Raw genomic sequence first — 14,645 nt, 5'->3', positions numbered from 1 at the left:
TGATGTCGATACGCGCTCTTTTTTTTGCAGATTTTGACCGAGTTGCGCCGGCTTCGGCGCCGATGTCACTGAGTCTGGTGGTGTTGCATCCTTCCGCTAGATGTCCGAAATATCCCCTTCCTTAGGAATACGGGTCACGCTTTTTGTGGCTTACGGTTTTCCGCCATTGCTTTTACCAGTAGAATTTTCTTTTTCGAACATTGTTCGCGTGCTTCTCGCTGGCGCGCTGCATGGGCTGCTGCCGATGACCGGCCAACAACCGGTTAACAACCGGTTAACAACAACGACAAGGATTCGATGATGACTGCTTATTTGCTCGCTATCGACCAGGGGACCACAAGCTCGCGGGCTATTGTCTTTCAGCGCGACGGCGTGTCGCTTTCCATTGCGCAGCAGGAGTTTCCCCAATATTTCCCGAACGACGGCTGGGTTGAGCACGATCCTGAGGATATCTGGCAGTCGTCGCTGGCGGTCTCCAGGCAGGCATTGAAGGGCGCGGGGATCGATGCGAGTGAATTGGCGGGTATCGGCATCACCAACCAGCGGGAGACCACGCTGGTATGGGATAGAGCCACCGGCAAGCCGCTTTACCGCGCTATTGTGTGGCAGGACCGGCGTACAGCGTCAGTATGCGAACAGTTGCGATCGCAGAACAAGGAAGCCCTGGTGGTCGAGCGGACGGGGCTCCTGATCGATCCGTATTTTTCTGCGACAAAAATTTCCTGGATTCTGGATCATGTCGAAGGTGCACGAGAGCGAGCCGAGCGCGGTGAACTTGCTTTCGGGACGGTAGATTCCTGGCTTCTGTGGCAACTGACAGGGGGACGTGCGCATAGAACGGACGCAACCAATGCCTCTCGAACGGCGTTGTTCAATATCCATCGTCAGGAATGGGATCCCGATCTGCTGGCATTGTTTCGGGTGCCGGCATCGCTGTTGCCTGAGGTGATGGACTCGGCGGCGGATTTTGGAACCAGTGAAGCGCCGCTGCTGGGAGCATCGGTGCCGATATGCGGCATGGCGGGCGACCAACAGGCGGCTTTGATCGGTCAGGCCTGTTTTCGTCTAGGGATGGCCAAGAGCACCTATGGCACCGGATGCTTTCTGATATTGAATACCGGTGACGAGGTGGTGCGCTCGGAAAACCGCTTATTGAGCACTGTCGGCTATCGTCTGGCGGGGAAAACGACCTATGCCATGGAGGGGAGTATTTTCATGGCAGGTGCCACGATCCAATGGCTGCGCGATGGGCTCGGGTTGATCGAAAGCGCGGGTCAAACGCTCGATTATGCGAAGGCCGTCGGGGCTGTGAATCCGGTATATTTGGTACCTGCGTTTACCGGGTTGGGTGCACCTTACTGGGATCCACATGCCAGAGGAGCAATTCTCGGGTTGACGCGGGATAGCGGAATTGCCGAAATCGCGACGGCTGGTCTGCAGTCGGTCTGTTATCAGACAAAGGATCTGGTTCGGGCCATTCAGAACGATGGCGCCTTGCTTGGCGAGTTGCGTGTCGATGGTGGCATGGTGGTAAACGACTGGCTGGTCCAGTTTTTAAGCGATGTTCTCAATGTGGCGGTGGACAGGCCGCGGGTTACGGAAACCACAGCGCTGGGCGCGGCGTATCTGGCAGGGCTGCAGGCTGGGGTCTATCAGGGGCTGGATGAGATCTTCGAACTCTGGAATTGTGGACAGCGCTTCCTGCCATCGATGGAGCCTGGATTGCGTGAGCAGCTGTACGCGGGCTGGCTGGATGCCGTCGAGCGGGTGCGTCGTACCCACTGATGCATGTGGGGTGTCGCTCGGTCCTGTATGGGGGCGTTTTGAGGCGCCCCTGTTTTAGGCGACCGGAGCCAGATTCTCCGAAATCATTTTGTGGATTTCCCTTCCCACGGTCTGGATCGCTTTCTCAGTTCTTTCGTCCAATGTCACGCCGTAGTTCAGTCGGATGCAGTTACGGTATTTTCCGGATGCGGAAAACAGGAAGCCGGGGCCAATCTGAATTTTTTGCGGACGAAGGCGCTCGTTGAGTAGCAGGGAGTCGACGTAATCCGGCAGCTCTATCCAGAGCATGAAGCTGCCTTGGGGGTAGCTCACGCGCGCCTCGCGGGGAAAGTAGCGGGCGACCCAGTCAAGAAATTGGTCGCGGCCGGTCCGGTAGTGGCTTCGCATATGCTTTACGTGCTTGTCGTACCCACCCCGAGCCATAAAGTCGGCAATGGCCAGTTGCGGCAATGTTGTCGTTGCGCCGGTCGATACATACTTCATGTGCAGGGCGTTTTCGGTGTAAAGCCCGGGTGCAACCCAGCCTATGCGTAAGCCGGGAGTCAGCGTCTTCGATACCGAGCTGCACAGCAGAACACGTCCGTCGCGGTCAAAAGATTTCAGGTTGCGTGGGCGCGGTGAGAGGAACGAGAGGTCGCCATAGATATCGTCTTCGATGATGGCAATATCGAACCGTTGAGCCAGTGTCAGAAGCTGCTGTTTTCGCGCATCGGGCATGGTATAGCCCAGTGGGTTATTGAACGTGGGGGTGACCTGCAGGGCCTTGATAGGCCACTGTTCCAGAGCCAGTTCAAGGGCTTCAAGGCTGATTCCGTTTTCCGGATCGGTTGGGATCTCCACAACTTTCAGGCCCAGGGCCCGGACAATCTGCATGACGCCGTAGAAGCTGGGCGAATCGACGGCGATGATGTCGCCAGGCTGCGTCACGCTACGCAGGCTGATCGCCAGGGCTTCCTGGCAGCCGGACGTTACGATGATATCGTCCGGGTGGAGGCTGCAGCCGGCATCGAGAGCCTGCCTGGCAATTTGGTGACGCAATTCCGCCGTTCCCTGTAGTAATCCGTATCCCAGCGTCTGTGGCGAATAGTGGCGCGTGGTTTCCGACCAGTTGCGCATGAGTGGCTTGAGCGTCGGGCTGTCGATATTGGGTATGCCTCGCCCCAGGACCAGCATATCCTCATCTTCGACACTGTTAAGTAAATCCAACACCTGTTTCCATTGTGACACCTCTACCGGTCGTCTCGCCGGCCGGCTGGGGGATGGCAGATGTGGTGTGGTTTTCGGTGGGCGCACAAAATAGCCGGACTTGGGGCGGGCATTGGTCAGTCCGTCGTCCTCAAGCTGGCGGTAGGCTTCCTGTACGGTAGTAATGCTGACGCCGTATTCCTGGCTCAGTGCCCTCACCGAAGGGAGTCGGTCTCCTGTTCGATAGTAGCCTTGTTCGATTTTTTGTCGGAGGTCGTTAGCAACTTTCTCGTACAGATTCATAACAGTTTGCCGGTACAGGCTCTCATGGCAATACAGATGGGGCGAATACTTGCAATACAGTGGTGTTTAGTGATTTTCTGTATTGCTTTAATATTGATATATTGGATCTGTATTGATTTTTGCGCAAGCCCTAACCTGCTGGAACAGTCACACAATGGCAGGGGGCTCTTATGAGTAGGCTGATATGGGTTCGCAAGGCTCAAAACTGGATGGCATCGAGAAAGACGTTGATGGAAACGCGCCGGCACTTGCGTCGTCTCACCGATCATCAACTCGAGGATATCGGCATCAGCCGTCACGAAGCGTTGACGGAGTCGCGCAAGCCGTTCTGGAGGTCATGACAGGCGGCAAAGGGCCGGCGGCTGAGGGCCGCCGGCTCGGAGGGCTTAAAAGCCCAGGATGAGGAATTCCAGCAGGGCTTTTTGGGCGTGAAGGCGGTTTTCCGCTTCATCCCAGACGACGGAGGCCGGATGGTCGAGCATGTCGACGGAGACCTCTTCGCCGCGATGGGCGGGCAGGCAATGCATGAACAGTGCGTCTTTGTCGGCGAGCTTCATCAGGTCGGGGTTGACCTGGAAGCCGGCAAAGTCGTTCGTGCGTGCTTGTTGCTCTTCTTCCTGGCCCATGGAAGCCCATACGTCGGTGACGATCAAGTGTGCCCCTTCCGCGGCGGCCTTGGGGTCGTTAACAATACTGACGCGGTCCTGATTGGCGCTCACCAGGTCTGCATTGGGCTCGTAGCCTTCCGGGCAGGCAACGACCAGTTCGAAATCGAACTGTCTGGCCGCATTGATGTACGAGTTGCACATGTTGTTGCCATCGCCGATCCAGGCAACGCGAATCCCTTTGGCAGCGCCCCGGTGCTCTCGCCAGGTCTGCATGTCGGCCAGTAACTGGCAAGGATGATAATCGTCGGTCAGTGCGTTGATGACGGGTGATTTCGAAAAGTGGGAAAACGTATCCACTTTCTGGTGTTCGAAGGTCCGGATCATGACGGCGTCAGCCATGCTCGAAATCACACGGGCGCTATCTTCTATCGGCTCACCTCGTCCCAGTTGCGTGTCTCGCGGAGACAGGAATAGCGCTGAACCGCCCAGCTGTATCATGCCGGCTTCGAAGGACACTCGGGTTCGGGTAGACGATTTTTCGAAGATCATGGCCAGAACACGATTATGTAGCGTGTCACGCACGGTTCCTGATCGCAGCTCGCGTTTAAGCTGGATGGCGTGATCGAGCAAGTTGTCGAGTTCGGCTGGTGTCAGGTCCAGCAGCGTCAGGAGGTGTCTGGGTGCCATGGTGTCGTCTGTCGTCCTTTGTGATCCTTGGGTCGGGAGTGCGCAAGAATGAGGTGGAGGCCTCTTGCTGCCGAATTAGCGGCGAGGGCGTTCCCGGTCGTCGGCAGCATAGAGTTTGATGATGCGAACAACCTGGTCTGCCAGGAAAGCCGTTTCTTCATCGGTCATGGTGAGCGCGGGCAGCAAGCGTATGACACGGTCTGCCGTCACATTGAGCAATAGACCCTGGGTTTTCGCGAGCAGCACGAGTTCAGGACAAGGCTCACTCATTTCGATACCGATCATCAGTCCTTGTCCACGAATGTCGCGGACGTAGTCGGCGCCTTCGAAGTGATCCCTAAAATACTTCAGGAGGCTATTGCCCAGTTTTTCGGCGCGTTCACACAGGTTCTCGCTCTCAATGGTGTCGATAACGGCAAGGGCTGCAGCGCAGGCCAGGGGGTTACCGCCAAAGGTCGATCCGTGATGGCCGGGCTGGAAAAGCTCCGCGGTGGCGCCTTTCGCCAGACAGGCTCCAATCGGGAAGCCATTGCCCAGCCCCTTGGCCGTGGTCACGACGTCGGGTACCACATCCGTGTGCTGGTAAGCGAAGAAGCGGCCAGTGCGTCCGTTGCCGGTCTGAACCTCATCCAGCATCAGCAGCCATTCCTGCTGGTCGCAGATTTCCCGCAGTCCGCGCAAGTAGCCAGGATCGGCCTCGTAGACGCCGCCCTCGCCCTGCAGCGGCTCTACCATAATGGCAACCACATTGGGGTTGGAACGCGCGATATTCTCGACAGCTTTCAGGTCGTTGAATGGTGCCCGGACAAAGCCGGATACCAGTGGCTCGAAGCCTGCCTGAACTTTTCTGTTGCCCGTGGCTGAGAGGGTCGCCAGCGTACGTCCATGGAAGGATCGTTCCATAACGATAATGGCTGGGGCAGCAATGTCCTTGCTGTGGCCGTAAAGGCGGGCCAGTTTGATGGCGGCTTCGTTTGCCTCTGCCCCCGAGTTGCTCAGGAACACGCCGTCCATGCCGCTGATATTACAAAGCTTCTGGGCCAGACGGTGTTGCTGCGCCGTATGAAAAAGGTTGGAACAGTGAACCAGTTTGCCGGCCTGTTCCCGGATAGCTTCGGTAACCGCTGGGTGAACGTGTCCCAGCCCGCAAACGGCGATGCCGCTGAAGGTATCGAAATAGCGCTGCCCTTTAGTGTCGTGCAGCCAGACGCCATGTGCATGGTCAAATGCGATGGGCAGCCGTCCATAGGTATTCAGTAGGGGCTGATCTGCCATGGCATTACCTCTCTATAAAAACGTAAAAAGGCAGCCCGAACCAAACCCTTGGATTAACGCCTTGACGTCACTGGGCTTGGTAACTGCTGCCTCTGCAGAGTTCAGATAGTATCGATAAACCTGGATTATGACAACGGCGCCAGCGGGCCGGAATCTAAGGGGATGGGCTTTCTGGGAAAAATGTCCCTATGTGCGGTAGATTGGCGGCTGAGCGACGTTGGGGGTGGTGAGTAAAGACCCACCAGGATGGTCAGGTATTGGGATTCTGGTTACAATAGACGCTGCCACGGCGTGATCCCGTCTCATTCGTTCAGTTACGAGGTATTAACAGTATGGATATCATGGAAACCATCAAAGAGCAGGTGGAGGGAAACCCGATCATTCTTTATATGAAAGGGACGCCTCAAATGCCCCAGTGCGGTTTTTCCGGGCGCACTGTTCAGGCTTTGATGGCCTGCGGCGAGCGTTTTGCCTATGTGAATATCCTGGAAAACCCCGAGTTGCGCGAGAGCCTGAAAGTCTACTCTAACTGGCCGACATTCCCGCAGTTGTATGTCAACGGAGAGCTGGTCGGTGGTTGTGACATCATTATGGAAATGTATGAGAGCGGGGAATTGAAAACGTTAGTCCAGAGTGCGAGTGCCGCTGACAAGAGCGAAGCCGATGCAGGCTGATTAGGCCGTCCCTGCTTCAGGAGCTGGCGGGAGTGAACGCCAGCTCAACCTGAAAACGGTAGCCGTTGTTCCGTTCCGTTTCCGGCGGCGGAGGATAGGGGCTTGCCATGATGGTGGCATGCTTTGCCGCTTGATCAACGGTTGGGTTATTGGAAGAGTCTATGACCCGCACCTTCTCCAGCGTTCCGTTCGACATCAATGTTAATTCCAGTCTCACTGTGCGTACCTGGTCCAGGTTCTGCATGAAGGGTGCAAACCTGATGCGCTCTGCGATGTGTGCCCATAAGACTTTTTCATAGGCCGATAGGGGCTTTCCCTCGTGCGTCGTCAGTTGGGTAATGCCATTGCTGCGGTGCTTTGCGGCATCCAATGTCCGCTGCCCGGGGCTGTCCTTCGAGAGGGTGCTCTTGCTGGCCGTCGATGACGGGTTGGGAGCGGTGTTGGTTGTGGCGTTCGCTGCTGCGGGAAGGCTTTCTTTTGATTTGGGTTTTTGGTGCGAGGCTTCTTTCCTCGCAGCAGGTGTGGGCCGGCTGTCGCCAGTGGTAGTAATTTGCTGCTGCACTGACCGCGGTTGGGGCCGCTCGGGGTGCTGTTCTGGAGTGGCCCTGCTCTCCGGTGTGGCAGTGCTGGCGAGTGCGGTGGTTGTTGGCGGCGGTGTTGGTGATCCGGACCGAACCAGTTCAAACTCGACGGTTTGTTGTGGTGTCGGAACAGACCAATGATAGCGCGCCAGCGCCAGTGCGATGAGCGTATGTAGAAAGAGCGCTAAAGATAGCGCCAGAATGATACGGTACGTCGTCGTGTTGCCCAATTCGTACATACTTGTCTATAAGCCAGGGGCGGCCAAGGGAGACCGACCCTACGCGACGTTAGCTGGCCTTTCGTCGCAGGCTGCCGACAACTGCATCGAGGGCCCGGTCGATGAGTGCGCCTTGCTCAAGCACTGTCAGCCGTCCGCGACGCATCTCGTGGGCCAAGTCCAGGCGTGTCTTTTCAATCACTTTCAGACCCATCCGGTTGACGAAGACGAAGCAGTCGGCTTCATCAATGATGGCAGAAAGCTTGCAGCGGAAACGTGCGCCGTTCACCAAATTGAATTCGACCCAGGTGCCGACGCCAATGGCATCGATTCGGGTGATGAATTCGGCAACGGCTGCGTCCTCCAGTTCCTGCTGGCGCTCGACTGCTGTCTTGGCGGCGGCGAGAGGTTCTTCCGTCTCGTTGGTCTGAGCCACTGGCGATTCTTCGCGGGCTTCCGCCATCGCGTGACGTTTGAAGGCTTCTGTCAGCTCGCGTTTGAGATCGCCCATCATCTCATCAAGGCGGGCGGCATTATAGGAGACTTCTTCCAGGCCGGATCGCAATGTCTTGAGCAGGACCGGGACCAGGCGAACCCATTGCTCGCGTTCTTCCTCGTCAAGATGGGGCTGCAGGCACCAAAGGAGGTCGTCCACCACGCGCACGCTTTGCGACCAGCGGTGTTCGGTGTCGTCGCGCAGATAGGCCAGGAACATGACGCGGCTCCAGCCATTCATAATGATGTTGCGCACCGTTTCAGGGACTTTGCAGCGGGCAATTCTGTCCCGTAACAGCTGGTCCACCGTTTCCTGGGCTTTTTGTGACTTGATGCGACCGCGCTCCGCTTCCCTGGTCCGTTGTTCCACCAGCGTCGCCTTGCGGTTTTCACGGGCCAGGAAGTGATCGAATTCGTCGTAGAGTCGTTCGAAGAGACCGATGTCGCCGTCAAATTCGTTCAGTATTTGCAAAACAATATTGTGTATCTGTTCGTAAAGCTTATCGCGATTCTTCTCGTCGCTGTCGCTCCAGCCGATACCGGCCCGGGCCAGTGCGTTAAGCAGTTTTCTGGCCGGGTGTGTGGCCTTGCTGAAGAAAGCTTTGTCCTTGATCACGACCTTGAGGATCGGGATCTGCAGGCGGCTGATCAGTACTTGGATGGGCGGCGACAGATTGTAGTCATCCAGAATGAACTCAAACAGCATTGAAACGAGGTTGATCAGATCTTCATCGACCTCGTTGAGTGCCGGTTCCTTGCCGTCCGAGCGTTGCTGCGACTGCAGTAATTGCAGAACGACCTGCCGCAGGTCTAGAACCGTGGGCTCGCCCCGGCTGAGATCCTGGGTCGTTGTCGTCGGTTGCGGCAACATAGATAGTGCCTGATAGAGTTCCGCGCCGCCAATAATGTGCAGGTGAGGGTCTGCGGAGCGGGGCGGTTGGCCTTGATTGGCCCGTTGCGCCGACAACATCTCACGAATCTGTTCGAACAGGCCTTCTTCTGAGCCACGAGGTGCGGTTGTTTGCCCGGCGTCTGTGTTTGTTTGTCCCGGCTTGCTTTCGCTGGCCTTGCCGCGGAAGCGGAAGTTGGGCATTACGCCGGCCTGAACCAGGATGCGGTTGGCCTCCTCGAGCACCATGCCAAGGTTGGATACGACATAGCGGTCGAACTGCTTGATCAGGATCAGGCGCTCCCGGATCTGAACATCCAGGTCGTCGATCGATTCGCGGAAAGCGCTGCAGAGCAGTTCAGGTGATAGCGGGTTGACAGGGTGTTCCTCGGATGCCGAAGGGTAGATCGAGGAAAAACGTGTCTGCAATTGCAGGAGTGTGCCTTGGAAATGTGCGCGAGCCTTGGTGACCATGGCATTGAACGCAACCTGTTCTTCCAGATCGTCGTTCTGCACCAGCGAAAGTGTGTCAGCCGTTGCTTGTTCGGTGCGGGGGGCGGCCACTTGCAGGTCGGAGGGCGGCTGCTCGAAGAGGTTGATCAGTGCCTGACGAAAGCGCTTTTCAACGCCCTTGCGCTTGATGCGGACTTCTCGCATCGCTTCGAAGTAGCGGTTTTGCTCGTTATTGCTGCGAGAGTTATTGGCCAGCTCGAACAACGAATCGTCAACAGCGTCAAAGGCGCCCTGAAGCAGATCCGACAGCCCTGCAGTCACGGTGTCCTGGATTTTCTGGACTTCTGTTGGCAGGGACGTTTTCATGCCTGGCGTACTATGCTCATGCAAGTAATGTATGCCGGACGGCTTGCTCATAGCAGGCTCCAATGGGTTTGCCTCAACCTGTCACGTCGCCGAGCGCGCTTATGTTCATCTTAGAATAAGGATGTAGGCTCCCTGATTGTACAAACTGCTTGGCGAATTCACAAAATATTACGCAAAAAATTGCTGGGCCGCTGTATTTTTGACCGGGCCCGGTGCAGTTTAAGGGGGATGGAGGCGGCCAACGGCGCCATTCGGGGTGCCAAAACACAAAACGGAGCCTCACCGGACTCCGCCTTGTGTATGTGTGGAGTCCGGCAGTCAGTTGGTATACACCGGCCCTACGCCCATTCCCCATATCACCACCGTTGTTGCCATCAAGGCGACGAGCATGACCAATCCTACTGTGAGCACCGAAGACGCGAACATGAAACCGCGTTCTTTGGGGATGTGCATCAGTATGGGAAGACCTTCATACAGCAGATAAACGGAATAGGCGACAGCGATCAGTCCTACGAGCATGTTCAGCCAGATGTTCGGATAGATGGCGATGACGCCCAAAAGAAACATGGGGGTGGCCGTATAGGCTGCGAGGATAAAGCCCTTGGGTTTTGCTTCGCGGACGCCGTAAGTGGCGGCGAACAGGTCGATGAAGCGCCCCAGAATATAGACGCCGACGATGATGGCTGCGTAAAACAGGAGGCAGAGTTGTAATGCGCTTGCGCTGGTCAGTTTTGTGACCTGTGTGTTGCCCACCTGCCAGCCTACCTCCGTGGTCCCATAGTAGGCCGCTGCAGCAGGTATGAGGGCCAACAGGAGAATATGCTTCCCATACAGCATTCCAACAGACTCAGACTCCCGCCGAATGGCTTCCCACTCCTGGTCGGGGTGTGTAAATAGGCCGAACGTGTGACTCAGGCTCATGGATACCCCTCCATTTATTTTGGTCTGGAGTTCTCATGCTCAAGTTTTGAGCAGCGCTTGATGCAGGTCAAGGTGCTGGTTAAATTTTGATCTTCCTAGGGGAGGGAGGGTTATAACGGGAGCCTCTAACCGTCAGGCTATTGCTGGTTTGTTCGGCGTCGGCTTTTGCGGAGTGGAGCGTACACTTTGGCGGCACGCACCATATTGTCTTTGATCTGCAATATCTCGATGCGAATGCTGTGGGCACGCAAGCAGACATTGCTTTCAGGGATGGATTCCAGGGCTTCCAGGATCAGGCCGTTAAGGGTTTTGGGGCCATCCGTCGGCAAGTGCCAGCCTAGCATCTTGTTGATGGTCCGGATGTGGGTCGAACCATCGATGATATAGGTGCCATCGTCTTGGGGAAGTATGTCCGGACTGCTGGTGGCCGAGTAGTCGGTGGTGAACTCGCCGACGATTTCCTCAAGGATATCTTCCAGCGTGGCGATGCCCAGAACGTCGCCGTATTCGTCGACGACGATGCCGATGCGCCGTTTGGCTTTCTGAAAGTTGATGAGCTGAGTGTTCAGGGGGGTGCTTTCGGGGATGAAGTAGGGCTCCCGGCATAATTGAACGATCATCGCCTTGTTCAGGTCGTCCATCTGCAGCAGCTTGGATGTGTTGCGCAGGTGCAGTATGCCGGCGATGTTGTTGATGTCGCCACGGTAAACCGGCAGGCGTGTGTGTTGGCTGCTCCTCAGCTGGCGCAGGATATCTGTCATTTCCAGCTCAAGGTCGATCCCGATGACCTCATTCCGTGGCACCATAATGTCGTTCACCGTGACCTTTTCCAGGTCCAGGATGCTAACGAGCATGTCCTTGTGCTTTTTGGGGATCAGCGCGCCGGCCTCGTTGACCAGTGTGCGTAATTCCTCCCTCGAGAGATGGTCGCCATTGGCATCTTTGGGCGATATGCGCATCAGGTGCAGCAATCCTTTGGTCACCAGATTGAATGCCCAGACCAGCGGATACATGACGCGAAGCATCGGTGCGAGCACGTAGCTGGCGGGGAAGGCGATGCGTTCGGGAAATAATGCGGCCAGCGTTTTGGGGGTTACTTCGCCAAAGATGAGTACGACGATTGTGAGGCCGGTTGTTGCGATGGCAATGCCGGCGTCGCCCCAGAGGCGGATGGCGATAATGGTTGCAATCGATGATGCAAGGATGTTGACGAAGTTGTTCCCGATCAGGATGACCCCGATGAGATGGTCGGTCCGTTTCAGGAGGTCGTTAGCCTTGCGGGCGCCGCGATTGCCGGTTTTGGCGAGATGTTTGAGCCGGTAGCGGTTCAGGGACATCATTCCGGTTTCGGAACTGGAGAAAAAGGCGGACAGTACAATCAATACGACCAGCAGTATCGATAGCGCCGTTAAAGAACCTTCGTTCAAGAGTTGGTGTATCCCGGATGGCTGTCCATGTGCCGCAATCTAGGGGCGTACTGCTTATCCTGTCAAGGCGTAAGCGGAAAAACGCCACCTGTTTTGATGTGTTTAATCCTCGGAGCGGCCGATTCAGTAGGGTTTGTGGAAAATCATTTCCAGGGCAATCTTGCTGCCGAAGTAGCCCAGCATCAGCAGGATGAAGCCGGCCAGCGTCCAGCGGCTGGCGGTGGCGCCGCGCCAGCCCCAGGCATAGCGTCCAACGAGGAGCCCTGCGAAAACCAGCCAGGATAAAAGGGAAAAAACGGTTTTGTGGACGAGGTGCTGGGCAAACAGGTTGTCGACAAACAGTGAGCCGCTGATGATGGCAAGTGTCAGCATGATCAATCCGCCCCAGACCAACTGGAACAGCAGCGATTCCATCGATTGCAGGGGAGGCAGGTTGCGGATCAGCAGGCTGTTGTATTGGCGTTTCAGTTTGCGGTTCTGCAGCTGAAGCAGTAACGCCTGCACGCCAGCCAGTGTGAACAGGCTGTACGCGGTGACCGAAAGTGCGATGTGGGCGAGCATGCCTGCTCCCATCTGTTCCACATAATGTGGCGGGCAGTGGAAAACCAGTGCTGTGATGATGGATAGGGCGGCAATCGGATAGGCCGCGAGGAACAGGTTGCGTGCCGGTTTCAGCCAGTCCAGGATGAGCAGCATGGCGACGATCAGGGCTGAAATGAGGACCGATGCTTCGAATACGCCGAGGTTCAGGTCGTCGTGGCTGCGACTCCAGACCAGTTGCCAGGTCAGGGAGGCGTGACTGATCAGGGCGAGCCCGCCAATCAGCAGGTTCAGGCCGCGCTGATAGGTGAGGTGTCTGCGAAACACCAAGGCCTGGAACGTGGTGCCGATGCTGTAAAGGAATAGGCTGGTTATGGCAAGTATCAGTGTGCCCATGCGAACCTGCAGTAATAATCGGGTTTTCGCCTCGTCCCTGCGGGTTGCAAAGAGGAGGATTCGTGTCGGTGCGACAGTCTGGTTATAATGGTCCGATTGTGCAACCGTATTCAATAGGATAGATAGGCATTGGTCGCGCAGGAGCCCTTTGTTGGGTGCGTGCAAGCCTCCGCTGGTGGCAACAAACATCGGGAAGCGCCCCAGGGCTGCTTTCGAAAGATCCCGTCAACGACAGACTGACACATCATGTTTGAGAATCTGACCGAAAAACTCTCGGATAGTCTGCGCCGCATATCCGGCCAGGCCCGTCTCACCGACGACAACATCAAGGAAACCCTGCGTGAAGTTCGCATGGCGCTGCTGGAGGCGGATGTCGCCCTGCCGGTCGTCAAGGACTTTATCGAGGGGGTGCGGCAGCGCGCTGTTGGGCAGGAGGTTTCGCGTAGCCTGACGCCAGGGCAGGTCTTCATTCGGATCGTTCAGTCCGAATTGGAGCGGGTCATGGGCGCTGCCAACGAGGATCTGAATCTCGCGGTCCTGCCGCCGGCGGTCATTATGATGGCCGGCCTGCAGGGTGCTGGTAAAACGACCACTGTGGCCAAGCTGGCGCGTTTCCTTCAGGAGCGCCGTAAGAAGTCGGTTATGGTCGTGAGTGCCGACATTTACCGTCCTGCCGCTATCAAGCAGTTGGAAACGCTGGCGGGTGAGGTCGGTGCGACCTTCCATCCCAGTTCGGCGGACCAGGACCCTGTCGACATCGCCAGTGGTGCTATCGATGCGGCGCGCAAAAAGTTTATCGACGTGGTGATCGTCGATACGGCGGGCCGTCTGCACGTCGATGAGCAGATGATGGGCGAGATTCGTCGCCTGCATAGTGCGATCACGCCGGCAGAAACCCTGTTCGTTGTCGATGCGATGACTGGTCAGGATGCTGCCAATACGGCGAAGGCCTTTAATGATGCCCTGCCACTGACAGGGGTCGTGCTGACCAAGACCGATGGCGATGCCCGTGGTGGTGCTGCGCTCTCGGTGCGGCATATTACCGGTAAGCCGATCAAGTTCCTGGGGGTTGGTGAAAAGACCGAAGCTCTGGAGCCCTTCTATCCGGATCGTGTCGCTTCGCGGATTCTGGGTATGGGGGATGTGCTCTCCCTGATCGAGGAGGCTGAGCGCAAGATCGATCGTGAGAAAGCGGAAAAGCTCACGAAGAAGATCAAGAAAGGCAAAGGCTTCGATCTGGAAGATTTTCGTGACCAGATCCAGCAGATGAAAAATATGGGGGGTATCGCCAGTCTTCTGGATAAGCTTCCCGGCATGGGGCAGATGTCCCAGGTGGCTCAGCAGCAGGTCAATGACAAGTCCATGGGGCGGCTTGAAGCCATTATCTGTTCGATGACGCCGCAGGAACGGCGCTATCCGGACACGATCAACAATTCTCGCAAGCGCCGTATTGCTGCAGGGTCGGGGACTCAGATTCAGGATGTGAACCGACTGCTGAAGCAGCACAAGCAGATGCAGAAGATGATGAAGAAGTTTGGGAAGAAAGGCGGCATGGCGAATATGATGCGCGGTATGCGGGGTATGATGCCGCCGGGTGGCGGTGGTGGCATGCCGCCGTTTGGGCGTATGTAGAATCCGCTATCCGAGCGCTTCGGGTGCGCTGGACGCCAGGTTTGGTCCGTGTTGGACGGCGTTTGCCCGAGGCTTCGGCATTTCTCTGTAAATCGGTAGTTTTCAAGCGCCGCGTTTTCGCTTAGAATAGCGGCCCTTTCGAGTAGGGGCTTGGTGCGTGTGCCGTGGATGCGTCCACTTGGTCGTCGCAGCCTCTCAAACGAGTTCTGA

Annotated in this window: 12 protein-coding genes; 4 read left to right on the top strand and 8 right to left on the bottom strand. The window is 56.6% G+C overall.

Annotated elements, in window-relative coordinates; genetic code table 11:
• The first annotated feature begins 300 nt into the window (after positions 1–300).
• Positions 301–1,785, top strand: a complete 1,485-nt coding sequence (glpK, locus tag CLR77_RS11535) for a glycerol kinase GlpK (RefSeq protein ID WP_097460794.1) — start codon at positions 301–303, stop codon at positions 1,783–1,785.
• 54 nt (positions 1,786–1,839) lie between these two features.
• Here glpK and CLR77_RS11530 read toward each other — a convergent pair whose 3' ends face one another.
• Positions 1,840–3,273: an aminotransferase-like domain-containing protein gene (locus CLR77_RS11530; RefSeq protein WP_097460793.1), complete on the bottom strand. Its 1,434-nt coding sequence runs from the start codon at positions 3,271–3,273 to the stop codon at positions 1,840–1,842.
• A 170-nt stretch (positions 3,274–3,443) separates the two neighbouring features.
• Here CLR77_RS11530 and CLR77_RS11525 point away from each other — a divergent pair, with 170 nt between their 5' ends.
• On the top strand, positions 3,444–3,614 hold the full coding sequence (locus CLR77_RS11525; protein ID WP_097460792.1) for a DUF1127 domain-containing protein: 171 nt from the start codon (positions 3,444–3,446) through the stop codon (positions 3,612–3,614).
• A gap of 45 nt (positions 3,615–3,659) precedes the next feature.
• On the opposite strand, the gene argF is transcribed toward CLR77_RS11525, so the two are convergent.
• Positions 3,660–4,568 (bottom strand): ornithine carbamoyltransferase, encoded by a 909-nt coding sequence (argF, locus tag CLR77_RS11520; protein ID WP_097460791.1) that lies wholly within the window; start codon positions 4,566–4,568, stop codon positions 3,660–3,662.
• Between the two features lie 75 nt (positions 4,569–4,643).
• Positions 4,644–5,843, bottom strand: a complete 1,200-nt coding sequence (locus tag CLR77_RS11515; protein WP_097460790.1) for an aspartate aminotransferase family protein — start codon at positions 5,841–5,843, stop codon at positions 4,644–4,646.
• 332 nt (positions 5,844–6,175) lie between these two features.
• On the opposite strand from CLR77_RS11515, the gene grxD reads away from it, so the two are divergent.
• Complete coding sequence (gene grxD, locus CLR77_RS11510; RefSeq protein WP_097460789.1) at positions 6,176–6,517, top strand: Grx4 family monothiol glutaredoxin; 342 nt, start codon at positions 6,176–6,178, stop codon at positions 6,515–6,517.
• A gap of 16 nt (positions 6,518–6,533) precedes the next feature.
• Here the strand turns inward: grxD and CLR77_RS11505 are convergent, their stop codons facing one another.
• The 5 genes from CLR77_RS11505 to CLR77_RS11485 form a co-directional block, all read right to left on the bottom strand.
• Entirely contained in the window at positions 6,534–7,337 is an 804-nt protein-coding gene (locus CLR77_RS11505; protein WP_097460788.1) for an energy transducer TonB family protein, read from the bottom strand.
• A gap of 49 nt (positions 7,338–7,386) precedes the next feature.
• Positions 7,387–9,570, bottom strand: a complete 2,184-nt coding sequence (locus CLR77_RS11500; protein WP_097460787.1) for a DUF1631 domain-containing protein — start codon at positions 9,568–9,570, stop codon at positions 7,387–7,389.
• A gap of 267 nt (positions 9,571–9,837) precedes the next feature.
• Positions 9,838–10,440: a Yip1 family protein gene (locus CLR77_RS11495; protein WP_097460786.1), complete on the bottom strand. Its 603-nt coding sequence runs from the start codon at positions 10,438–10,440 to the stop codon at positions 9,838–9,840.
• A gap of 137 nt (positions 10,441–10,577) precedes the next feature.
• Complete coding sequence (locus CLR77_RS11490) at positions 10,578–11,867, bottom strand: HlyC/CorC family transporter (protein ID WP_097460785.1); 1,290 nt, start codon at positions 11,865–11,867, stop codon at positions 10,578–10,580.
• A gap of 123 nt (positions 11,868–11,990) precedes the next feature.
• The gene (locus tag CLR77_RS11485) at positions 11,991–12,803 is read right to left on the bottom strand and encodes a cytochrome C assembly family protein (RefSeq protein ID WP_097461008.1); all 813 of its coding nucleotides are present in this window, start codon (positions 12,801–12,803) and stop codon (positions 11,991–11,993) included.
• A 246-nt stretch (positions 12,804–13,049) separates the two neighbouring features.
• On the opposite strand from CLR77_RS11485, the gene ffh reads away from it, so the two are divergent.
• Positions 13,050–14,435: a signal recognition particle protein gene (ffh, locus tag CLR77_RS11480; RefSeq protein WP_097460784.1), complete on the top strand. Its 1,386-nt coding sequence runs from the start codon at positions 13,050–13,052 to the stop codon at positions 14,433–14,435.
• The last annotated feature ends 210 nt before the right edge of the window (positions 14,436–14,645 follow it).

The sequence above is a fragment of the Mangrovitalea sediminis genome (genome assembly GCF_002514725.1).
GTDB classification, from domain to species: Bacteria; Pseudomonadota; Gammaproteobacteria; order Pseudomonadales; family Oleiphilaceae; genus Mangrovitalea; species Mangrovitalea sediminis.
The sequence above is the reverse complement of the archived record's forward strand: the minus strand, read 5'-3'. Positions and strand labels throughout refer to the sequence as shown.